The organism is Lancefieldella sp. Marseille-Q7238 (assembly GCF_949152215.1).
In the GTDB taxonomy this organism is placed as follows: Bacteria; Actinomycetota; Coriobacteriia; order Coriobacteriales; family Atopobiaceae; genus Lancefieldella.
Map to the genome: position 1 here is coordinate 832,341 of NZ_OX424407.1, position 24,284 is coordinate 856,624.

Below are 24,284 nucleotides of genomic sequence, written 5' to 3' on the forward strand. Positions count from 1 at the left end.
ATCTTACATGCCGCTCGGAACCACAGGAGCATCAGTCGAAGACCACTCGCCCAGCGGCGCGTTTGGATTGGCGTCAAGCGTCAGTGGCGAGAAGAGCCCGGCGCGGTAACTTCTGAGCGCGCCAACAGCAATCATGGCGGCGTTGTCGCCACAGACCGACATCGGCGGCACGGTCACGCGCACTCCCTTTTTACCGAAAGCTTCCTTGTATGCCGCACGCAGCGCGGGATTTGCCGCTACGCCGCCGCCAACGCAAAAGTCATGGACGCCAGTTTCTTCTACCGCGCTGAGCGCCTTGGCAACTTGCACGTCAATAACCGCCTGCTCAAACGAGGCCGCCAGATCCGGCAGATTGATTGCTCTGCCTGCGCGATTTTCCGCTTCAATATAGGTGATAACCGATGTCTTGAGCCCGGAAAGTGAGAACGAGTAATCCCCGCTATGCAACATGGCGCGAGGAAACTGAATAGCTCGCGGATTGCCCTGCGCCGCCAACTTGCTGATAACAGGGCCTCCCGGATATCCCAGACCCAGCGCCTTTGCCACCTTATCAAAGGCCTCACCAACCGCGTCGTCAATGGTCGTTCCCAGGACAACGTAGTCTCCCCAAGCACGTACGTGAACCAGCATGGTATTACCGCCGGAAACGAGACTTGCTATAAACGGCGGCTTCAAATCAGGCGTTTCAAAGAGATTGGCAAGAAGGTGGCCTTCAAGGTGATGTACGGGAATGAGCGGAAGCCCCGTTGCCGTACAGAGACCCTTCGCAAAGGCAACACCCACCACAAGCGCTCCCACGAGCCCTGGTCCCGTCGTAACGCCAACAGCCGAAAGATCTGAGGGCGTAAGCGTGTCGCAGCCAAAATGCTCGCCCGCGCGGATGAGCGTCTCCTCGAACAGACCTACGATAGCTTCGGTATGCTTACGCGATGCGATCTCGGGAACCACGCCGCCAAAACGCGCGTGAAAATCAATCTGCGTTGCGACGACGTTCGCGCAGATAACGCCATGGGAGTCGATGATTGCCATGGCCGTCTCATCGCAAGACGATTCAATAGCCAGCACTAAATCGCCAGCCGCCTTAAGAGCAGCCTTGCTCTTATCGGAATGCTGAGTCGCCGTGAGAGGCCACGGGCGAATCGAAGCCTGAGGTTCGGGGTCGCGAGCCGAGAAACCAGCGCCGGTTGCAAGCGGCAGCTTCGCCGTCATCACAATCGCCGCAACATCCGGAGCGTAGTAGCCACTACGTTTTCCAACCTGCTCAAAGCCGAGGCACTCATAGAGCCCACGAGCAGGCGTGTTATTCTCGGCAACTTCAAGGGTAAGGAAGCCTGCCCCCAGCATCTGAGCGTCATAGGCAACACGGCGGAGCAGCTCAGAAGCGATGCCGCCGTGGCGGTGCTCTTGCGCCACCACGACCTCTTCAATTTCAAACTCCGCTCCGGCGAGACGGCCGCCGGCAAAGCCCACCGGCTTTCCGTAATCATGAGCCAGCCACCAACTGCGGCCCGGCTGAGAAAGCTCCTCGTAAAAGGTCTTTTGTGTCCAAGGCGTATGCGCAGAACCAGCATACGCTGCAGCTTCCAGTTTTGCCACCTGCTCCAGATCGTTCACGGAGAGCGGTCGAAACTGCAGGTGCTTATCGGCAAGCGCGTCATCTACACCGGTCAGAGCGACAGTCGTCGGCTCTTTGAGACCTAAGCGCTGACGCTCCGTTTCCTCCGCGTCAGAAAGGCGTGTGTAGATGGGAAGCACCAGCGCAGGATCTCCATCGCCGAGTTCGTGCTCTGGAAGCGCCGCTGACCGAAGCAGCCCTTCTCCCGTGGGATACCACGTTTCTTCAGGCGTAAAGGCCGAGAAGCCCGCCGCTTCAAATCTCTCCTGGTATTTCTTGAGACCGTTGCCACTCAGCGTCAGTTCTTCGCGATCGGATCTTTCCGACCACTCCGCAACCACCTTGTCTACCTTGAACACCGTTTCAGCAGGAAACGTACGGTGGGCGCCCTCACCGTCAAGCAGATATACGCCGGGATACACCTCACCTCGCATGGCGTCACCCGCAACGGCAAGTTTGCCGCGAACGCCTGCATTCCATGCGGAAAACGCCATCGCGTCAAGCGCGGAAGCGCCATAAAGCGGCAGTTCAACGCCGCATGCAATGCCCTTCGCAGTAGCTACGCCAATGCGCACGCCGGTAAACGAGCCCGGTCCGCGGCCCACAAGCACTGCATCCACATCTGCCATTGTCAGGCTCGCCGCGCTCAGAACCTGCTGAATGGTTCCAGCGAGCTCCACATTCGCTTGACGGCGGCAGAGATGATCGGCAGATGAGAGCATCTCAACGGACGTGCCACCCGCCTGAGACGGTATCCAGCGCGCTACCGAGCATGCCAGCATATCCGTTGAGGTGTCAAGCGCAAGGACAATCTTCGGTTTGGTCGTACTTCTCAGCATACAAGCTCTTCTCGACAGGAAATGTACCGTGCAATACTATACGCCACCTGTCGATTTTCAGAACAGCTTCGCGTAATCCTGACTGTCGTGAAAAATATTGATTACTACAATCGTCTCGCCTGATACCTTATAGAAACGGACATAATGACCAACTAAACAAGTATTGCTTGGTTTATGACCAGATAGCCATAGCTATGGTACTGAAGACCATAAGAGCTAGCCCCCATGCCGCCTTTTTGCTGAGCTTCTCATGAAATACCAGGAAAGAGAAGGCGATAGACACCAGAATACTCATCTTGTCGATAGGGACAACCACACTGACAACGCCATTCTGAATTGCATAGTAATAGCATAGCCACGAGGCTCCTGTTGCAAATCCAGAAAGGATGATAAAAAGCAATTCTCTTTTGTCGATGTTTTCCAACGACGCTTGCTTGCCCTTAAGAAACACGATGAGCCACGCCATGATTAAAACAACACCTGTACGGATTGCCGTTCCAAGGTTGGATTCCACGCCCGTTATACCAACTTTCGCGAGAATCGCCGTCAGAGCTGCAAAAACAGCTGAGCCAATAGCATAGACACGCCAGCGCTGTTTCTTTGGACTTTGGTGCTGTTTCAAAATTTGCGTTTTTACCCGTTGAGAATTTGCAGGTTCTCTTCCTGTCATGAGAAAAATACCAGTCGCCAAGAGCGCCGTTCCCGCTAATTTAATAGCCAGATGATTTGTTTCTCCAAAAAGGATAATTGCCAGAAGTACTGTCAGAATCGTACTGGACTTATCAATAGGCACAACTTGATTTACATCGCCTACGAACAGCGCTTTGAAGTAGCAAATCCACGACGCACCCGTCGTCAATCCCGAAAGTATTAAAAAGGCCAGCGACTTTGGCTGTATCTGCACGATTGTCTGAGCAGACCCCACCATGAAGACCATCGTCCATGAAAACGCCAGCACCACGATTGTGCGCAATGCGGTAGCCAAGTCGGAGTCCGTCTTCCGGATACCGCACTTTGCCAATATAGCCGTCAGCCCCGCGAAAAAGGCGGACAGCAGCGCCATGACAAGCCACATGCTATGGACTTCCTAACTTCCTATAGGATGCCCCTACGTCTCACCGTCGCCATAGAGCCAGTACGATTAATGCTCATTTCTGACATCACACGATTGCTAGTTTAGCGCACCTTCTTGCTGTCCAAATTATAATCTGAACCAAAATAATTTAAGGAAATCTGGAATCCGTCGAAAAATTATATCGCTGCGCTTTTTCTCAGGCATTTGCAGCGGTACTGCACTTTACGTCAGCGCGCCGCTTCTAAAATCGAGCAACCTGCTCTATCTTTCGAGCCACGATTTCCAAACCGAAAAGATCTTCTCGGTTAAAGCGTCCCACAACAGGACTGTCGATATCTAGCACTCCCACGACAGAGCCTCCAACCTGCAGCGGAACTACGACCTCAGAATTCGACGCGGCATCGCAGGCGATATGACCTGAAAACTCATGGACGTTTTCTACCAGCTGACTCTCTTTTGTCGCGGCGGCCGTACCGCAGACTCCTTGCCCAAAGGGAATGCGCACGCAGGCTACTTTTCCCTGAAAGGGGCCAAGGTGAAGTTCAGAAGAGCACGCCTTCTCCGGCTCCACGCTGTCGCGTTTCTCGCCTGAAAACACCCAATCTGCCAGGTAAAATCCGACCCAATTGACCTCATCAAGTGCGTCCCACAAGAGCGCGGAAGCGTTCGCCAGCACCGGGAGCCAATGTGCGTCAATCTCGGCAAGCTCTTCAATTTGGCTGGCAAGCAACGTATAGTCGGGCATTGGACTCCTCTCAAAACGGCGCCGGGAATATCTCCCGACGCCGAAATCAGCACCACATTCCGATGAAACAGGCGCGCGCTTACTTGTCCGCCGTAAGGTGCCATATCTCATCGTTATACTCAGCAATCGTGCGATCGCTTGAGAACTGGCCCGCCATAGCGATATTAACCAAGGATTTCTTGAGCCAGAGCTTGCGATCTTCGTAGTCTGAGCAGACCAGCTCTTTCTCCTGGATGTACTCTTCAAGGTCAAGAAGAGCCATAAACCAATCCTTACAGGCCAAGTCATCGTGAAGGCGCCGCAGACGCTCAGCGTTGCCGGTGGCCATAAACTGAGGGCTGGTAATAAAGTCGACCAGCAGCTTAATGCCGGGCTTCAGGTACTGCGCATGGGCGTTGTAGGAGCCGTCAGCGTAAAGTTTGACTACCTCATCGCTGGACGCGCCGAAGGTATAGATGTTCTCATCGCCCACAAGCTCAGCGATCTCAACATTAGCGCCATCTATGGTACACAGCGTCACGGCGCCGTTGAGCATGAACTTCATGTTGGACGTACCGGAAGCCTCCTTGGAAGCGAGCGAAATCTGCTCCGAGATGTCGGCGGCGGGAATCACATGCTCGGCCGCAGTCACATTGTAGTTCTCTATCATAATGACCTGCAGGTACGGGGCGACTTCGGGGTCATTTGCAATCCACTTGCTCAGTGTCAGAATCAAATGGATGATGTCCTGCGCAATAACGTAGGCGGGAGCGGCTTTACCGCCGAAAATGACCGTAAGGGGACGCTCAGGGATGTTGCCGTTTTTGATATCCAGATACTTCCAAATGAGGTACAGCGCAAGCATCTGCTGGCGCTTGTACTCGTGGATACGCTTCACCTGCACATCAACGATTGAGCCGTCAAGCACCTGAGCGCCCTGATGAGCCAGAAGAAATTCGCTCATGACGTGTTTCGCGTCGTCTTTAATGGCCGCCAGTCGCTCCAAGACCTCATCGTCATCGACAAAGCGCAAAAGACCCTTCAGATCTCCCGTGCGGCGCCACTCAGTTCCCAATAGCGTATCGAGAAGGTCGGCAAGACCGGGATTGCACCCCATGAGCCAGCGGCGGAAGGTAATGCCGTTGGTCTTGTTGGAGAACTTCTCAGGGTAGATGTCATAGAACGGCTTAAGTTCGCTCTCCTCCAAGATCTTGGTATGGAGAGCGGCGACGCCGTTAATGCTGTAGCCGTAGTGGATAGCCAGGTGAGCCATATGCACCTTGCCGTCGATGATAATTTGTACGGCGGGGTCTTTGAACTCAGCGCGTGTGCGCTCGTCAAGCTTCTTGATAATAGAGGCAATCTTCGGCGAGACTTCCTCAAGGAACTCAAGCGGCCATTTTTCAAGCGCCTCAGCCAAAATAGTGTGGTTGGTGTAGGCAACCATCGAGCGCACGATAGTAACCGCCTCGTCAAAGGCAATGTCGTGCTCTTCCGTGAGAATGCGAATAAGCTCGGGGATAACCATAGTCGGATGCGTATCGTTGATTTGAATGACCGCGTACTCCGCCAAATCATGCAAGTTGCACCCGCGGTCCATCGCCTCTTTTACAATAAGCTGAGCGGCGTTGGATACCATAAAGTACTGCTGGTATACGCGGAGCAGCTGACCGTCTCTGTCGGAATCGTCCGGATACAAGAAGAGCGTCAGGTTCTTTTTCAGCTCGCGCTTATCAAAACCGATAGAATCCTCAGGCACCAGTCCATCATCAACGCCCTCCAAATCAAAGAGGCGCAGGCGATTCTTCTTCGGACGCTCGTACCCAAGCACATCAATCGAGAAGAGCTTCGAGGTGACTGAGAAACTGCCGAACGTAACGGTAAACGAGGTGTTTTCGTCACGCAGCCATCCCTCTCTCTCAAGCCAGCCATCGGGTACGGTCGCTTGCTGGTTGTCCTTAAACTTCTGATGAAACAGGCCATAGTGGTAATTGAGACCAACGCCATCGCCCGGAAGCGCGAGCGTAGCCATGGAATCGATAAAGCAGGCGGCGAGGCGTCCAAGGCCTCCATTACCCAGAGAAGGCTCCGCCTCATACTCTTCAACCGTATTGAGGTCATGACCGGCTTCGGTAAGCTGGCGTTTGACCTCATCATACAGGCCGAGGTTGATCAGATTGTTGGTCAGAAGCTTGCCGATAAGAAATTCAGCGGAGATGTAGTACAGACGCTTCTTTCCCTCGTTCAGTGGAAGCTCAGCGCTCTTCTCGCTTACGACTGACATCAGCAGCTCATACACAGTCGCGTCATCAAGCTCAGCAAGCGGCCGGCCATATCTTTGATGAGAAAGCTCATCCAAATTCATTATTCGTCCCCCTTAGGAATCCTGAAGTAGGTCTCAGTAATCGTTCGCAGGTAGTCTTCGGTATGGCGAGTAATCGCGCCTCGTTCCATACGCCAGCACCAGTTTCCCCCTAATGTCGCCGGAGTATTCATGCGGGCTTCATCTCCAAGGCCGAGAAGGTCTTGCATGGTATGAATGCAGGTATCGCTTACCGAAGCCGCGATCCCGCGGTCGAGAGCTTCACTTACCGGCTCATCGGGCGCGCGATGGAGATATAGGTCAACTTGCTCACGTTCGCGAGGCGTCGCCGTATGCTCATACCAGCCGCGACCTGTTTGATTGTCGTGCGTGCCCACATACGCCACGGTGTTGGGCTTGTAGTTATGCGGGAGATCTCCCGCGTCCCTCTCGCCGTTAAAGCCGCACTGGAGCACTTTCATGCCGGGAAATCCGGTTTTCTCGCGCATATCGATAAGTTCCTGCGTCATGAGACCCAAATCCTCCGCAATGATGGGCAACTTGCCAAGCTGGCGCTTCAGCTCATCGAACAGATCAGTATCAGGCCCCTTGGTCCACTTACCGCCGCGGGCGTCGGGAGCGCCAAAAGGAACCTCCCAGTACGCCTCAAACCCGCGGAAATGATCAATGCGCAAAACGTCATACAGCTCAAAGCTCAGCCGGATACGCCATACCCACCACGCGTAGTGGTTCTTCTTCATGTATTCCCAGTTATAGATTGGATTGCCCCAATACTGACCGGTTGAGGAGAAGTGATCGGGAGGCGTACCGGCCACCGTTACAGGATCGCCCTTTTCATCAATCTTAAAGAGCTCGGGCTGCGCCCACATTTCAACCGAGTCGCGCGACACGTAAATGGGAAGGTCACCAATAATCAGAACGCCATGGTCATTGGCGTAGCTTTTGAGCGTATCCCACTGCTTGAAGAAGAAATACTGCGTCATCTTGTGATACAGCAACTTGTCCGAAAACTGCGCCGCATACTCCTGGCTCTTCTGGCCACGGCGTTGATACTGGCGTGGCCACTCCCAAAACGCCCTCAGACCAAACGTCTCCTTGAGCGTCATGAACTCCGCGTACGGCTCAAGCCATTCCTTGTGCTTCGCGCAGAATGTTTTGAAGTCGGCGGGGATGTCGGACGCGAATCGAGCAAAGGCACGCTCCAGCAGGCGGCGATGGCTCACAAAGAGTGTACCGTAGTCGACGCGGGCGGGATCAGAGCCAAAGTCAAGGTCATCGGCATCGTTTTCCGCCAGGTACCCAAGCTCTTTCAGGGCGTCAATATCGATAAAATAGGGATTGCCTGCGGCAGCGGAAAACGACTGGTACGGTGAGTCGCCGTAGCTGGTGGTCGTTAAAGGCAGCACCTGCCAATAGCGCTGTTTTGCGCGGGCGAGAAAATCGACGAACTGGTAGGCTTCGCGGCCAAAGGTGCCGATTCCATAGTGATTCGGAAGGGACGAGACTGCCATCAATACTCCGCTGGCACGCTCCATACATTTCCCTCTTTCTAACGTCAAAAAAATGCCGCCCTCTTGCGCCGCACATAGACAGACATTGCAAGAGAACGGCGTTCTATATTAGTACTTAATGAGGTTCTTCTCGGTCTCTTTATCAAAAAGATGCACGGCGTTGTCCTCAAACTTGAACCAGACATCGTTGCCGATCTCAAGATCGCGCTTTGCGATTTCGGTCGCGGGAACAATCAGAACGAAGCTACCGTCATCCGTCTTGACATGGACGTGCACCGTAGAGCCCATGAGCTCGGTAACTTCAATGATGCCCTGGAATGCGGTGGTGTCGTCTTTGTCAGTCAGAATAATTTGCTCAGGGCGGACGCCAACCGTAACGTCAGTTGCAGGCGCGGCGACCCAAGACTCTCCCAAAAGGTTCGCCGTTTCGGGAGCAAGGTCAAAGGACAGGTGCTCGGTCTCAACATGAAACTCGTTGCCAACGCGCACGAGGTGAGCGTCGAAGAAGTTCATCTGCGGCATGCCAATAAAGCCCGCAACAAAGAGGTTGGCCGGACGGTTGAAAACGTCCTGCGGCGTGCCGATCTGCTGGACAAAGCCGTCACGCATAATAACGATGCGATCTCCCAAGGTCATGGCCTCAGTTTGGTCATGCGTAACGTAGATAAACGTACCGTTGACTTTCTGACGCAGCTTGATGAGCTCGGCGCGCATCTGGTTACGGAGCTTCGCGTCCAAGTTGGAGAGCGGCTCGTCCATCAGGAAGACCTTGGGGTCACGCACGATAGCGCGACCGATAGCGACACGCTGGCGCTGTCCGCCGGAAAGAGCTTTCGGCTTGCGGTCAAGATACGCCGTAATGCCGAGAGTTTCCGCGGCCGCGCGGACCTTCTCGTCAATAATGGCCTGGTCAACCTTCTTGAGTTTCAGCGTAAACGCCATATTCTCATAGACCGTCATGTTGGGATACAGCGCGTAGCTCTGAAAGACCATGGCGATGTCGCGGTCTTTCGGAGCAATGTCATTCATAAGCTTGCCGTCGATGTAGAGCTCTCCCGAGGAGATGTCCTCAAGGCCGGCGATCATGCGGAGCGTCGTGGACTTGCCACAGCCCGAGGGTCCCACGAGAACGACGAACTCATGATCCTTAATCTCCAGATTAAAGTCTTGAACAGCGATGACGCCCTCATCGGTAACCTCAAGATTGCTCTTCTTCTGCTGCACAGGCTTCTTGCCAAAGAGACGCTTTTGCTCTTTTTCATTGGGGTAGATCTTTTTGACGTTCTTCAGAACGATTTCAGCCATGATTCATGCCTTTCTGAAAGCATCCGTCAGGATGCGCGAATTCTTTCGTGTGGCGAGAAGTGCACGGAGGCGAAACACTACCGGCCGCGGGCGCTTCTCGCGAGCGCTTAACCCTTCACGGCGCCGGAAACAACACCGTTAATGATGTAGCGCTGGCAGATGAGGTACATGATGACGATGGGGATGATGACCATCATGATGCAGGCCAACATAGGACCCATTTCCACACGGCCGTATCCGCCGCGGAAATATTGAATCAGGATGGGAATCGTCTTGTACTTAGTACGGTCAAGTACGAGGTACGGAAGGAGGTAGTCGTTCCATACCCACATGGTCTCAAGAATGCCGACTGAAATATACGTTGGCTTCATGATGGGAAGAACAACGTGGAAGAACGTCTGGACGGGATTGCAGCCGTCAATAGTCGCCGCCTCTTCAATCTCAAGCGGAATGGTCTTGACGAAACCCGCGAACATAAAGACCGCAAGACCCGCACCAAAGCCCAGATAGATAAAGCAAATGTTGAAGGGCGTATTAAAGCCCAGCGTAGTTGCCATATTGGACAGCGTAAACATAAGCATCTGGAACGGCACGACCATCGAGAACACAAACAGATAGTAGAGCGTCTTACATACGCGGCTGTTGACGCGTACTACATACCACGCGCACATGGAGCAGCACACCAGAATAAGCACGACAGACGTCACGGTAATAACCAGAGAATATCCGAACGCCGCCGCGAAACCCTGCCGCTCAAGAGCGGAGATGTAGTTCGCGAGGCCAGCGGCATTCTCGGGTGTTACCAGCTCGAATGCCGACGAGGTAGTAATGGCGGTCTCCTCCTTGAACGAGTTCAGGAGAATCATGACCATAGGATAGATCCATGCAAGCGACAAAACCGTAAAGAATACGGTAATGATCTTGTTGATAGTGGTTTCCCGCTTCATTACTGCTGCACCTCCCTTGACTTAGTGGCTCTGAGCTGGACCATGACGATCGCGATAACCAGAATGCAGAAAATAACCGCCTTCGCCTGGCCAATGCCCATCCACTTCGCGCCTTGGCGCGCGTAGAAGGTATTGTAGATGTTGAGGGCGAGCATTTCAGTTGTGTGCTTAGGTTCGCCCGCGGTCAGCGCCAGGTTCTGGTCAAAGAGCTTGAAGCCGTTGGTGATGGTCAAGAACAGGCAGATAGTAATGGTAGGCATCAGGTTGGGAATCTTTACCTTCCAAAGTGTCTGCCACGCGTTCGCGCCGTCCACCTTAGCGGCTTCAAGATAGTCGCTGGGGATGGACTGAAGACCGGCAATGTAGATGATCATCATATAGCCGACCTGCTGCCACAGCGTCAAGATAATCATGCCCCAGAAACCAGCAGTGCTGTTCAGGGCAAGCAGCTGCTCGCCTACATTGGAGAGCACGCAGTTGATGAGGATGTTCCAAATGTAGCCGAGAACGATGCCGCCGATAAGGTTGGGCATGAAGAATACGGTACGGAACGTGTTGGTGCCCTTGAGGTGCTTGCGCGTAAGAGCCAGGGCGATAGCCAGCGCGAGAATGTTAATCAGTATCATCGATACGACTGCGAAAAGTGCTGTGAACCAAAACGCGCTGGCGAACTGTTTGTCCGCGAAAGCCGCGACATAGTTGGAAAAACCTACCGGCTTTGCATCGCTGATACTAATGAATTTGCAGAATGAAAGATAAAAACCTTGGATAAACGGGATAACAAATCCGAATAAGAAGGAAAGCGCCGTCGGTAGCAAAAAGAGCGGCCACCAGCGCTTCAGCATTTTGACCATAGGGGGATTCCCTTCCATAAACAAGGGGGCGAGAAGAGGCTCAGCCCTTCTCGCCCCTTTGAAAGCTACGAGCTACATTAGCAAACCTTACTCAGCGTTTGCTTCCTTCTCGGTCTTCCAGCCGTCAACGAACGCGGTCTTGACAGCATCCCAGCTCTCGGTTCCTGCCGCATAGCCCTTAAGGGCGCTGGAAAGGTTGTTCTTCCACTCCTGAGAGGGAATGTAGATGAAGTCCCAAGCCACAGCCTCGTTGCCCCTCTTGGCGTAGTCGGCCGCGATGTTGGCGAGAGTATTGCTGGTAGGCTTGGCGTTCTTGAACGGAATGGTAAGGCCCATCTCCTCAGCGATTGCCTTCGTAGCGGTATCGGAGGTAACGCACCAATACATGAAGTCAAGCGTCGCCTTCTGAGAATCCTCGTCCGCCTTGGAGCTGACGCACCAGTAGTTCTCGCCGCCGGAGCACATGCCCTGCTTCTCTTCACCCTTAACGCCAATGTAAATGGGGATCATGCCGAGAGCGTCATCGCCGAGCTTCTTGATGTCGTTATATGCCCAGGTGCCGTTCTGATAGAAGACAGCTTCCTCATTGACGAACTCCGCGACGGAGTCATCGCCGGTCTTGCCGGCAAGCTGCGTAGGATCGCAGGTAGAGTTGTTGATATAGAGATCAAAGATCTGCTTGTAGTTAGGCAGATACGTACCCTTGATTTCCTTGGCCTCGGGATCGCCGGTGTCCTTGAACTCATAGTACAGAGGAAGGTTGGCAAGATGAGTAGTAAAGCGCCAGTCAGAGCTTGAGTCAAGACCCGCGCTGGTAAAGGCGCCCTTGACGCCAAGCTCATCTTTGCGGGACTGAATGTCTTCGACGATCTTTTTAAGGGACGCAAAATCCTTGATGTCCTCGCCCTTGTAGCCGGCCTTCTCAAGAAGTTTCTTGTTGTAGATGATGCCGTAATCTTCCTCAACATAGTCAACGCCGTACACAACGCCGTCCTGCTCAAGCTTCAGGGCATCATTGGTGAGCTCATCGAGAATCTTGGCGCCCTTGAGGTCAATGCAATAGTCCTTGATACCGATAAGGCCGGAAGGACCATTCGTCTGGAAAAGTGTAGGGGCAGCGGAAGCTTCCTTGTTAATCTCAGACTGGAATGTCTGTGCATAGGTATCGGAAGCAGCGGTAACAACCTTAACAGGAACCTTGGTCTCTTCGGTGTACTTCTTGGCAAGATCCTGCCACTCTTTATCAGCCTCAGGCTTGAAGTTCAGGAAGTAAACGGAGCCTTTTGCACCGTCACCATCTGACTTTTTGTCATCAGCCTTGCTGCCACCGCAGCCCGCAAGGCCGAGAGCGCAAAGAGCCGATGCGCTCAAAGTGACGAATTGCTTACGATTCAGATTGGACATACTGTTCCTCCTCATGGAACGTACTGCGCCGGCTCCATCGCCCACACAGATTAATTTGTAAGTTATGACCGCCGGACAAGTCTTTGATGAGAGCCAACGGACAGTACTTACTCAACCTTTCAAAAGTATAGTCTTTTGCGAAAAAGTTGTCTGAACAACTACGTCGGTGAACGGTCGGTTTTTACCGGCAAACGTTATGCCAATTGGAAAATCCATAACTTTGACGTAGTATCAACACAAAAAAGACATTGTTATTACAACTACTACCTGCAGAGATTAGTTTTTTGGATACTTTTGCGTTGTTCAAAGGATTGAATAGTCATGCCGAAGGCGCGATTTGAAAACATCTATCGAGATCTTAAGGTCAAAATTCTTGACGGCACTTATGCTTATCAAACGTTTCTACCCACCGAAACCGAACTCACCGCCTCCTATGCATGCTCAAGAAATACCCTCAGACGAGCGCTCTCCATGCTTTCTGATGAAACCTACCTGCAGCCGATTCATGGAAAAGGCGTCCGGGTCATCTGGCAAAAACAGTCCCATGAGATTCTCGGCTCCCTTGAGGGCTTGGAATCGTTCCATGAGTATGCCGAGCGCAACGGACTCATTCCCTTCACTGAAGTCAAGCAGTTTGACGCAATCACCTGCACTGCGGCCCTTGCTGAGCGCACGGGTTTTCTCGTTGGTGATCAGCTCATACGCATCGTGCGCATCCGCGGGCTCAACGGTGTTGCTCGCCAAGTAGACCACGACTATCTTTTGTCCAGCGCGGTACAAGGACTTACCGAGAAGGACGCCGCGCGTTCCATCTTTTCCTATCTTGAGAACACGTTGGGTATGCGCATTCTCACCAGCAAGCGCCAGATCACCGTGGAGCTGGCGTCAGATGAGGACTCCAGCTATCTTGACCTCGGGCCGTACAACAGCGTCGCCGTAACGGAAAGCAATTCCTTCAACTCCGAAGGTATCATGTTTGAGTTTACGCAATCCCGCAGCCATCCGATGACGTTTTGCTACAACGTCATCTCAAAGCGCGAGGCAAAGCAAGTCTAGGCGTCAAGCGAGAAGGAACTAGGAAAGTTCCTTCTCCAGCTGTTTGACCAAATCAGCAAAAGAGGCAAGCGCCGCGTTGATTGGCTCTGGGGTTGCCATGTCTATTCCTGCGCCGCGAAGTAGCTCAATCGGAGGCTTAGAGCATCCGCCTGAAAGATAGTTGAGATAGTCCCTCACCGCGGGAGCGCCTTCTTTGAGAATACGCTGCGACAGAGCGATGGCCGCCGAGAACCCAATAGAGTACTGATAGACGTAAAAGTCGTAGTAAAAGTGGGGGATGCGCGCCCACTCGATTTCGATTTCCTTATCAGACACAATGCCTGGTCCAAAGTAGAGCTTGTTGAGCTCGCCGTAGCGCTTGCAGAGTACGTCGGCGTTCAGCGCTTCGCCACGCCCATTCATAGCGTTGATATCACGCTCAAACTCAGCAAACATGCACTGGCGGTATATCGTTCCGCGAAAACCTTCCAGGAAGTGGTTAAGAATGTAGGCGTGACGCGCGGGGTCAGTCTCATGCTCAAGCAGATAATGAGAGAGCAGCGCTTCATTGCAGGTAGAAGCTACCTCAGCAACAAAAAGCACATAATTTGAGTAGGTGATCTCCTGCGCGTGGGACGAAAGGTATGTATGAATTGAGTGACCCATTTCATGAATGAGCGTAAAGACATCATCAAGCGTGCCCTGGAAATTCATAAGGATAACGGGGTTCATACCCTTGCCGCCGGCCGAGTAGGCTCCGGAACGCTTGCCGGGGGTTTCAAACACATCAACCCATCGCTCTGAAAGCCCTTTCTTAACCAGCTGAAGGTACTTCTCGCCCATAGGCTCAAGCGCCTTTACGATAAGGTCGCAAGCCTCCTCATAGGTAAACTTCATGTCAACGTCAGCAACGAGCGGCGCGTAGATATCCCAATAGTGGAGCTCGTCGAGGCCCAGTTGTTTCTTGCGCAGATCCATGTACGCGTAAAATGCGGGCAAATTATTATGAACGGCCTCAATCAGATTGTCATATACCTCAACGGGTACCTCGTTCTTATCGAGACTGTACGCAAGAGAGCTCTCGTATTTGCGAGAATCAGCAAAGAACTTGAGCTGCTTGACCTGGCTGGTCAGCATTGCTGCGGACGTATTGCGGAATTGATTGTAGCGACCGTAAAGCTGCTTGAACGCGGACTCGCGCAGAACACGGTCATGACCCATGAGCATCGGAATGTACGATCCGCTGGTCAGTTTATGTTTTTGACCTTTCTCATCCGTCACATCGTCAAACGTGAGATCCGCGTCTTCAAACATGGAATATACGTTTTCAGGCTGAGAAGCGGCATCGTTAGCGCGGGCGAGAATTGCCTCTTCGGCCGCGGAAAGCGTATGAGCGCGCATGCGCAGAATCTGTTCAAGCTTGCGACGATAGTGCTCAAGCGCGGGCTCGTCCGCGTAAAACCGGGCGATATCGTCCTCGGGAATGGAGAGCAGCTCCGCGTTGAACCAAGATCCGGCTTCTTCAAGCTGCGTATACAAGCTCATGCACTGCGCGCTATATGCCTGGTATTTTGACTTGCGCGTATCCTCATCAAAGCGGCGCTCCGCGTAGTTCAGCGCTTTTTCAACCTCAAGCGCGACACAATCCTCCAACTTGAGGTACGAGAGAAGTTCTGACGCGGACTTCGAAATCTTCCCGCGATACGCCGCAAGCTGCTCCGGATAGGCTTTGATGTTGACAAGCGCCTGTTCAAAAGCCTCATCGCTGGGATACATAGAGGAAAGATCCCACTGATACTTCTCCTCTATCTGATCGCGGGACTCATACGTCATTGGGTGTCCTTTCAGAGTGATTGTCTTACAACAGTTAAATAAATGGTTTGAGTCATTGTGTACAAAACAGCATGCCTATCGTATCAGTGAGCGCACCGTAGGAACAAAGCCTTCAAAAATTCCTGGAGCGCCTTCCATTTCGGACGTGATAAGATCCGCTTCGCTTGTAATAGTCCATGTCACCAAGTGAGCTCCCATTTTATTGCAGGCGAGGTCGACAAAGGGATTTTTGCGATCTTCAAAACGATAAGCGATGAAGTCCGGCCGGGACAAAGAGTTGCCAAAAAGCGCTGTACCCGCCGCTTTCTTAGGAGCAGACAGGTCTGAGGTAGTGTCATCAGTCAGGAAGTTCTCCGCAAGCTGGCCGCGAAGGACCTCAGGTCGATGCACGCGAAGCCACCGCAGCGCCATCGGATCAAAACTTTCAACAGCGGCTCGCACGGAATGCCTGTCAAGAATTTTCATAACTTGTTCAGTCACTGCTGCGGCATTGCCGCCATACGTTTTTACTTCAACAATTAAAGGCGCTGGAAGCTCATCTTCGCCGTTCCAGTCGTAGCACGACAGCACCTCGGCAAAGGTCGGAATACCCGCTTCCGTATTAAGCAGGCGATACGTTCTCAGCTGCTCAAGAGTGCAGTCTTCAACAACGCAATCAACACCGCAGAGGCGTTGCAAGTGAGAGTCGTGAACAACTACTACCTGTCCATCGGCCGTCAGGTGAACATCCAGCTCCGAGCCAAAACCATGCTCCGCAGCACGGCGGAAGGCGGCAAGCGAGTTTTCAGGAATTCCCTGTTTGATGTCGTGCAGGCCACGGTGCGCGTACCGATATTTTTTAAACTCGTCCCAATGGGCGCGAAGCGCCTTATTGCCCGAGAAGCGAGGAGCAACTGCAAAGGCAGTGAACGCCGCGGCACCTGCAACAACTCCCGCCGTAACACCTGCTGCAAGAGCCACGCCTTTGAGAACGGGATGGGCCTTCTTTGGCGCAACAGCAAGCTCGCTTTTTGCGACGGACTCATCACTCACCGCGACGGGTTTATCGTCCACAGCAACAGGAACTAAAGCACTGTCCCGCGTACCAACAACTTCCGCGTCAATGAGAGCGATCTGCGCGCCATCCGCAGGACGTCGGACGCCGAAGCCGTCCAAAAACGATGGGCGCGCGGGCAAAGAAACCACCGGCAGTCGCTTGACAATAGTTTTATGCGCCGCCCCACCTAACGCGCGGGCGGTCTTTGACGCCGCTGTTACGATCATTTTGCGGGCAGCGGGTGACGCGAGCGCCGCCTTCGTGGCATACCGCCCCAATGTCAAACCGGCCGCATTGACAGCCATACGTTTAAGAAAACTACTCATCATTGCCTCCCAACGGCGCTTATTCATCAAATGCCTCGAGTCCGCGTTTAACGACAGCGCAACTATCGCCATGATGTACAAATTGCATTGTAATAAAGCTCGCCCCCACCGCGAGTGTTGAATATATAAACAGCGCCTCATAGGAAATATGCCCCATAAGCCAACCGGCCACAATTGGCGTTATCGTCTGCGACGCCATTGAGAACGTGTAGTAATAACCCGTAAATTTGCCCACATCGGAGCCTTTACACATCTCAACGACCATGGGAAGCGAGTTAACGTTGATAAACGCCCACCCTATGCCGAGGGTCACCATGACAGCATAAAGCGCTGGCGAGAAGCCCCACCCCATGAGAGTCCACACCACAAAAAAGGCAAACCCGCCGCCCAAAAGTAAAATGCCCGTAAGGATTGTCCGCTTGCGGCCAATCCTTCCTGCTATCTGACCGGCAGGAATGAAGGAAAGTATAGCTCCCACTGTGCACACAATAAGACACTGAGACGCTTCACCTAAGCTCATTCCCCACTCCGCCTGCGCGTATGTGGTAAACCATGTTTCCATGGCGTTGTATCCCAAAAACCACAGCGCGATTGAAAACAGCAGAAAAACAAGGGATCGCTTTACCGGGACAGGAAGCACTTCTCGCCCGGAGGCGTCAGTTTCAGAGAGACTGTCCTCCGGATGATTGGCTTCATAAGCACTGAACTCCTGCTCAAGCTTGGGCTCTTTGATGGTAATAAAAACAATCGCCACCGACGCGATCATAATGGCGCCCACAACAAGAAACAGCGGCAGGTAGTCGACGTGCGTAAGCCCTGCGACACGGCTTTTGCTGTAAAGAAACGCCGTAATCAGAAGGTACACGATACCGCCGCAGGCTCCCATTAGATTGATGATGGCGTTCCCTTTTGAGCGCAAGGGCTTTGGCGTTACGTCTGGCATCAACGCTACCGCGGGGCTGCGATAGGTCCCCATGGCCACAAGCACCAAAAGCAGCACGCCTACAAAGGCGTATATTTTCCAAGACTGCAGCTGCTCGGCCGCCGAATTGTCAATAATGGGCAGGAAAATCATCAGCCCGACAGCCGCCACCGTGCCAAAAACCAAAAACGGCATGCGCTTACCCCAGGAATGCGTGCACTTGTCGGAAAGAGCGCCAAAAAACGGCAGTAAAAAGAGGGCGAGCACGTTGTCGAGAGCCATCAGAGCGCCTGAGACTGTCTCATCAAGATGAAGCGTATTAGTAAGCATGAGCGGTATAACGCTGTTGTACATCTGCCAAAACGCGCAGATAGAAAAGAACGCGAAACCGATAAGGATTGTCCGCTTTACCTTGAGTTTCATGCCTCTCCTCAAACGTTTTGAAACACTGCGCCAGCCTGACGCGCTATCCGATGCTCCTAATAGTAGCAAGTCAATCTCTCGAAATATGAAGTCTTTCAGCGTGCGGATAATTTTTCTACGGCAACGGCATACTATCCGGGTACTATGATGGAAGAAAACATAAGTTAATACCGTGAATGCCTTAATCGGGGTACGCGAGAAGAGAGGTCGGTATGCCTGCTTTGCAACCAGCATATGAACTTTACCTGTACAGACTTCTTAAAGAACAGCTGGGTGTCAATCGGCAGGTCTCGCTTTCCCGCATTGATGAAGCGCTTGAGGCAGACGGCTTGGCGGCCTCCGATTTTGGCGCTCTCGATTCACGCCAATTGGCTGAAATGGTTCCTGATTTTATAAAGCTCACCGTTTTCAAAAAGGGCGTTGTTTTTGTAACTGTTATTGAAAACAAACCCTTTGAGCAGACGCTTTCTGCAAGCGAGAAGAACAACGAAACCGGTAAGGCCATCGTCAGCAATAAACCTTGGAAACGTAAGCGCGGAGCCAAGGGTATAAAACCCATAAAGCCGAAACATATCGCGAAAACTGAAGATGTCGCACGAGCTCAAGATGCTACAGAAGCTGAAGATGTCGCAAGAACCAAAGCGGCGAAGGATCCTGCAAAGGATGAAGACCGAGAGAACAGTGATGCTTTTATCGCTGAGCTCATCGAAGCTGTAAAAGAAGCCACCGCCACAGAGTCCGCCATGGAATCCGAACCTGAGTCAGAGTTTGAACTTGTCTCGGAGCCTGCGGCGGGACCTGAGTCGGAGCCCGTATCGCAGCCGACGCAGTCTGACACCGCTCAACGTAAACCCTCGATTTCCCTTACCATCACCTATGATCCCTCAGACGCTGACACGCGCTCCGAAACCAAACGTATATCAGCGGCGGATATCGCCGCCGGCGATCTTATCAAAGACTTCGAAAACGATGTTCACATAGACAACGACCTCATGGGAACCTTGTATCAAATAGCGCCCATGGGAGCAAACGTTTTGCAGCTGCTCGCAGAAGACTTTTTCCTCGCAAGCGCTTCTCGCGATCTTAACGTTGCAGGAGGAATTATTACCTTCCCTACGCGCTACAGGCTTCCGCATCACACAGAGCCGATAGAGGCGGCGCTTAAGCGCACCCCGAAAGCTCAAAGACCTTGGAAACTTACGGCAATCAGCGTCTTACTCTCTGAGCTGGAAACTCTCGCTATCGATCCTTTTGGCGGACTTCCCCACGCGGGAATCGCTCCGTGGGACAAACTCCCCTCTCAAAAAGGTCATCCGGCGCCTGATTTCCTCAGGGTTCTTACGAACGAACGCGCAATCGCCGACTGGAAAGCGCTGGTGGACGAAGTTTCAAGCCATATCGCACTTGAAGCTGACGATTTCACATCACGGCCTCTGGCCCTGCAACAGGCAACCATTGCCGCCGCCTACGCGTACCGCAAGGCCCAAAAACAGCTTACCGGGACTCATGAGGACTTTTACCTTCCCGTCAGGCGCTCTCCCGCAACCGAAACCATCCGTTTTGATCCTGAACGCTCGTGGGCATCTTCGCCTTCCTTCGAGCGTATCATCCGCGAGAAGAACCTTGATGCCGACACCCTTTTTACAGACGCAAAGACGGCAGGCGCCTGCGGATATCGTACCCTGGTAGAGCTGTATAATCCCTCGCTCGACATCGTCTGCGCCGCTTTGCCCGTTAAGAGCGAGCATGCTCCTCATGCGCACGGCGCCATAGAAAAGGTGCTAGTTTTTGAGACGCCTCAGGCACCTCAAGCGCCTCAGACGTCTCAGAGTCCATACGTTGCCATCACGCTCTTGAGCGCCCCGGAAGCCTACGCGCTTGCACGCATCTTCTCGGCAGGACTGCCAAGCTGGCTCGCCGCATAGGCGGTTTAGCCACGCGTTTACATTACCAGTCGTCACCAACCGGCCACTCTTTACCGGTGAGCTGCCAGTTGTTCATGTCGTTCGCGTCGCCATTGATAACAAACTCTTTTATGAACGTATCCCTCTTGCCGTCGGAAAGCGTCTCATAGTAGTAGCGAGGACGATCCTCTCCTTCTTTCACCTCATCAAGCGGGGTGGTGTAGTTGGAAAGCATCTGCCTGTCGGCGCCCATGTCTTTAAGAACTTGCGGCAGGATGTCATAGTGCCAAACCGGAGCGTCGGAAACCTTCATAGGCTGAGCGTCAAGCTCAGCGCTTTGAGCGGGTTTGTAGAAGATGCACGGCGCCGAAGGAGTCTTGATGTCTTCCGGTGTCAAGTACCAGCGACCATGGTCGGCGGTAATGATGATTGAGGTGTTGTCATACGCCCCAATATCCTTGAGGTATTGAATATAGGCATCGATGATCTTAAACATGCCGCGGGTCTGCTCGTCCTCAGTCTGTTCAGCCTCGTCTTGCGTCTCTTCCATATTGTGATTGAGGTGGAAAGGAGGATGAGAACCCATCAAATGGATAAAGCGGAACGACCCGTTTGTGTTCTCTTCATCATGAATCCTCAACTTATAGTGCTTAAGCTCGTTGTAATACTTGAGGTCGTCCTCATGGTAAGGCTGCGAAGAAAGATCAACCTTGTCAGGATCAGCTTCCTTACGCATACGCTGATTGAGGTCTTCCGTGTAATACCAGAAGCGAGGCTTCATAATCCAAGGGGCGTCCCTGCAAAAAGCTGCTTTATACAGAATCCGGAGAGCTCCCCCTACGTCAAGCTGATCATCGGCTCCAACTCCCTGAAGCGGATGGATATTCATGGTGCGATCCCGCATCCATATCTTGTTCTCGGGCTTCTCGTCACGCCATGAATCCGAATAAACACCTGCCGCGTACCCAAGTTTATTAACATCGTCCAAGAAGGTGCTCCGCTGATACCAACTGTAGAAGAAATCCTTGAATTTCTCATTGGTGTCAGTGGGGCGCACACCCGACAGAAGCGACGGAATGCCATAGCGGGTGGGAATCATTGAACCGGCAGTATTGCTGTACCAGGTAAAGCCCGTCAGATGGGCAAAGGTCTCGGGATATGACTCCCGCAGTGTACGGATCTCGTCCGTATCCGTCGTATCAAGCACGAACACTACAACGGTCTTTTTTGAAGAAACGTCATAGAGACCTTCGCGAGTCGTGTCTATGCTGTCAACCGTCTTGGCGTTCACGTCTGTAAACGTTTGAACCGCGGGGCCCCAGAGGCTGGCTACACCGACTGTTTGAATGATGATGAGTGCGACGGCAATGCCGAGAAGCGCTGTCCGCGTTTGACGAGTACGAATGATAATGAAAACAACCAGAGCCACCAGAATAGCCACCCAAACAACTCCGGAAATGACCATCTTTCGCGTAAACTCTGACCAGATTACTTCGTGACCGTCCGCAAGCGGCATTCCACCGTTCATGAACATAGCCTGTATATACGCGCAGAGCCCCAGTCCACCCACAAGAGATAGGGCAATATTGAAGGCGCGTCCACGCAGCGCGGTCAGTATGAGAGTCACTATCAGTGTTACGGCAAGACCGGCAAGAACAACCGGAACAAAGACGTCCTGCAGACTGAACGCAAGATCAGCGGCATTTCGCGCGACCAATTCAAGTGGAGCGACCACCAAAACCGTATAGACGGAAAAGGCCGTCACCAAAAGCCCCGAGAAGAACCTGCCCATCGGCTTAAGGCGACCTTCTTTTCTGTCACGCATGTAGGCTTGTTCCTGAGCGAGAATCTCTCTCATATGAGCATCCGCTTGTTGAGCGCCCGCCTCATCCACCCGACGCACATCGTCTTCAACCACTTTGTTGACGTTTTCGTCTATGTGAAGCAGACGAAAAAGCACTTTGCGAGAGCGCCTAAAGGCCACGCCAAGCACCGCGGAGAGCGCGACGGCGACCGCTGCAAGCGCCTGGATTGTATAGGTCATAACCGAAGGGTCAACATACGCAAACGCGGGACGAGCTGTCGCGCACAAAAATATGCCGACAAGCATTACCACATAGGTCGCATCGTGAGCCGCACGCGCTATGCGCTTCCCGTGCTTTCTTTTGTAACCTTGGGCGCTTTGCTCCTCGTGGGCATGCGTTTCCTCCTGGGGCTGTTCGCCTTGGGCGCGTTGCTCCTCCTGGTGCGCCAAGACGCGGTCGAGGATAAATTTGCCGGCGGCTTCTCCGCCATGACCCAAATTAAAAATCATATTGCTACGAATCTCTTTGATGCGGTCAGACCATGCGAGCGGATTGTCGAACATTTCCGCCACCGCGTCCGCAAGGCCGCTCAATGTTTGAGGATCAAAACTGCGACCAATCTCATTACGCAGGGTAATGTCGCAGGGATTGGAGTGAATCTTTGACCATTCGGGATTGTTTTCTTTCATCTTGGTATCAATAAACACGGATGGTCTGAGCGTCGTAAACGAGAACTCTTCTGCAACGCTCGACCAGTCAGTAATGAGCAGGTCCGCTGAAAGTACCGAGGTATTTGAGGTGAAGTCAGTTTCAAAGGTAAGCTCTGAAGGGTCAGCGTCAGCATAACGAGCCATAATCTCGTCCATGCGCGGACGATAGCGCTTGATGTATTCAGGATGCGGGCGAACCACAATGCGCCAGCCGTGACCCATAAGCTCTTTCAACAGGTCGTCAATGCAGCTGTCCATAATGTTGTCAAATTGCCACGAGGGACCAATAACAATGAGGGGCTTCTCGCCAGAATCGCGGCGGCCAAGGCCCTGTTTTTCATAGTCTGCAATAGAGCGGTCAAGCAGGTCGTATCCGATAGCGGGTTTACGTTTTTCTGTGGTGTGATAATACGCCTCAAGAAGCTCAAGGTCATGCTGCTGATGGGGGCCAACGCAAAGAACATCGTCATAGTACGTATACTCATTACGCGTTGAAGTTACCGTCATTGATGTCATGTGATGTGGCATATACATATATTCGGCGTCTTTTCTCACATACGAGCGCTTCATATAAGAACTCTCAAGGTCACCGAGGCTGGTAACGACAACGTCGGCGTCCATTTTCATAAAAAGCGTAATGAGGCGACGCTGACCCAGATAGTACGGAATCAAGCGCGGCTCTTTTTTGGAAATCTCAAATACCTGGTCGTTAGGGTCGGACGTCACATAGTGGATATGGATATCGGAATGGGAGAGTAGCCACTCGATGGCGCCTCGGAAATACTTGTAGAACCCGCTGGATTCGGAATAGAACACCAGGTGCTTGCCAATGGTATTGAAGAAGCGCGCATAGTCGTCCTTCTCGCGAGCTGCATGAGGATCACGCTGGAACCACTTTCTCGTTGACTTGGTTGCTTTCTCCATTGCTTCGTATTCCTCGCGAGCCTCATTGAGCACTTCATAATCGACCTGTTTGCGAGGGTCAATAATGAGGTTGCAGACAACCTGAACAAGAATGGAGAGCAGGTTTGAGCAGACCCAGTAAAACGCCATACCACATACGACATATATCGCCAGCACCAACGACATCGCAATAGAAAGGCCGTTGGTAGTGTTTTTCTCTGCGCGGGACTGCTCGCGCTGAAGCGGGTTGATTTTGTTTGACGCGAGTCCAAGCGCCACGGACGAAAGCGCCGCTGCAAGAGGCATTATCCAGGTAATGCCGCCGTCAATGATAGGCGTCATGCCGAGAAACTCCGTGCCGGGCGCGCCGGAATCAGTGATGCCGTGGATAACGTCGACAAGACCAAACAGGATGACAACCTGGATTGCTAAGGGAATCAAGCTTAAAAGCGGATGGTATCCGGCCTTTTTATTGAGCTCATTCTGACGTTCTTCAATAGCCTCGCGATCGCCGAAGTAGCGCGCCTTAAGACGAAATATCTCGGGCATGATTTTAACCATGACAATGGAGTTTTGCTGCGTCCACAATGCAAGCGGCATCAAAATAATCTTCGTTGCAAGCGTAAAAAGGAAAATTGCCGCCCACCAGCTTCCGGTAAGATCGTATGCCGGCTGGACAATAAGTGAGAAAAGCTTCGCAAGCTGCTCAAGCATAGGACTGTCCTTCGAATTCTTTTCGAGTCTTGGTTTACGCACCAAATTTTGGTTTACGTACCAAATGTTAGTTTGT

At 52.7% G+C, this 24,284-nt stretch carries 15 protein-coding genes; 2 read left to right on the top strand and 13 right to left on the bottom strand.

The features are described from left to right. Positions 1-3: 3 nt before the first annotated feature. From tsaD to QM016_RS03810, 9 genes are all read right to left on the bottom strand, one after another. The gene (gene tsaD / locus QM016_RS03770; RefSeq protein ID WP_282710238.1) at positions 4-2,454 is read right to left on the bottom strand and encodes a tRNA (adenosine(37)-N6)-threonylcarbamoyltransferase complex transferase subunit TsaD; all 2,451 of its coding nucleotides are present in this window, start codon (positions 2,452-2,454) and stop codon (positions 4-6) included. A 172-nt stretch (positions 2,455-2,626) separates the two neighbouring features. Then, positions 2,627-3,529, bottom strand: a complete 903-nt coding sequence (locus QM016_RS03775) for an EamA family transporter (protein WP_282710239.1) — start codon at positions 3,527-3,529, stop codon at positions 2,627-2,629. 241 nt (positions 3,530-3,770) lie between these two features. Then, on the bottom strand, positions 3,771-4,274 hold the full coding sequence (locus tag QM016_RS03780; RefSeq protein ID WP_282710240.1) for a GAF domain-containing protein: 504 nt from the start codon (positions 4,272-4,274) through the stop codon (positions 3,771-3,773). A gap of 79 nt (positions 4,275-4,353) precedes the next feature. Next, the gene (glgP, locus tag QM016_RS03785; RefSeq protein ID WP_282710241.1) at positions 4,354-6,618 is read right to left on the bottom strand and encodes a glycogen/starch/alpha-glucan family phosphorylase; all 2,265 of its coding nucleotides are present in this window, start codon (positions 6,616-6,618) and stop codon (positions 4,354-4,356) included. After that, a complete protein-coding gene (gene malQ, locus QM016_RS03790) occupies positions 6,618-8,111 on the bottom strand; it encodes a 4-alpha-glucanotransferase (RefSeq protein ID WP_016478024.1) in 1,494 nt (497 codons plus the stop codon). The genes glgP and malQ overlap by 1 nt, the downstream gene beginning before the upstream one ends. Before the next feature lie 84 nt (positions 8,112-8,195). Then, positions 8,196-9,392, bottom strand: a complete 1,197-nt coding sequence (locus QM016_RS03795; protein ID WP_016478025.1) for an ABC transporter ATP-binding protein — start codon at positions 9,390-9,392, stop codon at positions 8,196-8,198. A gap of 107 nt (positions 9,393-9,499) precedes the next feature. Next, positions 9,500-10,339: a carbohydrate ABC transporter permease gene (locus QM016_RS03800; protein WP_016478026.1), complete on the bottom strand. Its 840-nt coding sequence runs from the start codon at positions 10,337-10,339 to the stop codon at positions 9,500-9,502. Next, a complete protein-coding gene (locus tag QM016_RS03805; RefSeq protein WP_282710242.1) occupies positions 10,339-11,193 on the bottom strand; it encodes a sugar ABC transporter permease in 855 nt (284 codons plus the stop codon). Before QM016_RS03805 ends, QM016_RS03800 begins: the two co-directional genes overlap by 1 nt. 87 nt (positions 11,194-11,280) lie before the next feature. After that, positions 11,281-12,597, bottom strand: coding sequence for an ABC transporter substrate-binding protein (locus QM016_RS03810; RefSeq protein WP_282710243.1), 1,317 nt, complete (start codon positions 12,595-12,597; stop codon positions 11,281-11,283). A 321-nt stretch (positions 12,598-12,918) separates the two neighbouring features. Here QM016_RS03810 and QM016_RS03815 point away from each other — a divergent pair, with 321 nt between their 5' ends. Then, positions 12,919-13,653 carry a GntR family transcriptional regulator gene (locus QM016_RS03815; RefSeq protein WP_282710244.1) on the top strand — a complete coding sequence of 245 codons (735 nt, stop codon included), beginning with the start codon at positions 12,919-12,921 and terminating at the stop codon, positions 13,651-13,653. An 18-nt stretch (positions 13,654-13,671) separates the two neighbouring features. Here QM016_RS03815 and pepF read toward each other — a convergent pair whose 3' ends face one another. The 3 genes from pepF to QM016_RS03830 form a co-directional block, all read right to left on the bottom strand. Further along, a complete protein-coding gene (gene pepF, locus QM016_RS03820; RefSeq protein ID WP_282710245.1) occupies positions 13,672-15,465 on the bottom strand; it encodes an oligoendopeptidase F in 1,794 nt (597 codons plus the stop codon). Positions 15,466-15,540: 75 nt separating this feature from the next. Further along, positions 15,541-16,827 carry a glycerophosphodiester phosphodiesterase gene (locus QM016_RS03825; RefSeq protein ID WP_282710246.1) on the bottom strand — a complete coding sequence of 429 codons (1,287 nt, stop codon included), beginning with the start codon at positions 16,825-16,827 and terminating at the stop codon, positions 15,541-15,543. A 19-nt stretch (positions 16,828-16,846) separates the two neighbouring features. Next, positions 16,847-18,172, bottom strand: a complete 1,326-nt coding sequence (locus QM016_RS03830) for an MFS transporter (RefSeq protein ID WP_282710247.1) — start codon at positions 18,170-18,172, stop codon at positions 16,847-16,849. Positions 18,173-18,384: 212 nt separating this feature from the next. Between QM016_RS03830 and QM016_RS03835 the strand changes: the two genes are divergently transcribed. Continuing rightward, complete coding sequence (locus QM016_RS03835) at positions 18,385-20,097, top strand: hypothetical protein (protein ID WP_282710249.1); 1,713 nt, start codon at positions 18,385-18,387, stop codon at positions 20,095-20,097. A gap of 22 nt (positions 20,098-20,119) precedes the next feature. On the opposite strand, the gene QM016_RS03840 is transcribed toward QM016_RS03835, so the two are convergent. Next, positions 20,120-24,208 carry a YidC/Oxa1 family membrane protein insertase gene (locus tag QM016_RS03840; RefSeq protein WP_016478034.1) on the bottom strand — a complete coding sequence of 1,363 codons (4,089 nt, stop codon included), beginning with the start codon at positions 24,206-24,208 and terminating at the stop codon, positions 20,120-20,122. Positions 24,209-24,284: the final 76 nt, after the last annotated feature.

Bases quoted from the DNA above. Each gene is read 5' to 3' on its own strand.
- QM016_RS03800 (WP_016478026.1), bottom strand. From the start codon at position 10,339: ATGAAGCGGGAAACCACTATCAACAAGATCATTACCGTATTCTTTACG.
- QM016_RS03835 (WP_282710249.1), top strand. From the start codon at position 18,385: ATGCCTGCTTTGCAACCAGCATATGAACTTTACCTGTACAGACTTCTT.
- QM016_RS03825 (WP_282710246.1), bottom strand. From the start codon at position 16,827: ATGAGTAGTTTTCTTAAACGTATGGCTGTCAATGCGGCCGGTTTGACA.
- QM016_RS03840 (WP_016478034.1), bottom strand. From the start codon at position 24,208: ATGCTTGAGCAGCTTGCGAAGCTTTTCTCACTTATTGTCCAGCCGGCA.
- malQ (WP_016478024.1), bottom strand. From the start codon at position 8,111: ATGGAGCGTGCCAGCGGAGTATTGATGGCAGTCTCGTCCCTTCCGAAT.
- QM016_RS03810 (WP_282710243.1), bottom strand. From the start codon at position 12,597: ATGTCCAATCTGAATCGTAAGCAATTCGTCACTTTGAGCGCATCGGCT.
- QM016_RS03795 (WP_016478025.1), bottom strand. From the start codon at position 9,392: ATGGCTGAAATCGTTCTGAAGAACGTCAAAAAGATCTACCCCAATGAA.
- tsaD (WP_282710238.1), bottom strand. From the start codon at position 2,454: ATGCTGAGAAGTACGACCAAACCGAAGATTGTCCTTGCGCTTGACACC.
- QM016_RS03775 (WP_282710239.1), bottom strand. From the start codon at position 3,529: ATGTGGCTTGTCATGGCGCTGCTGTCCGCCTTTTTCGCGGGGCTGACG.
- glgP (WP_282710241.1), bottom strand. From the start codon at position 6,618: ATGAATTTGGATGAGCTTTCTCATCAAAGATATGGCCGGCCGCTTGCT.
- QM016_RS03815 (WP_282710244.1), top strand. From the start codon at position 12,919: ATGCCGAAGGCGCGATTTGAAAACATCTATCGAGATCTTAAGGTCAAA.
- QM016_RS03780 (WP_282710240.1), bottom strand. From the start codon at position 4,274: ATGCCCGACTATACGTTGCTTGCCAGCCAAATTGAAGAGCTTGCCGAG.
- QM016_RS03805 (WP_282710242.1), bottom strand. From the start codon at position 11,193: ATGGTCAAAATGCTGAAGCGCTGGTGGCCGCTCTTTTTGCTACCGACG.
- QM016_RS03830 (WP_282710247.1), bottom strand. From the start codon at position 18,172: ATGAAACTCAAGGTAAAGCGGACAATCCTTATCGGTTTCGCGTTCTTT.
- pepF (WP_282710245.1), bottom strand. From the start codon at position 15,465: ATGACGTATGAGTCCCGCGATCAGATAGAGGAGAAGTATCAGTGGGAT.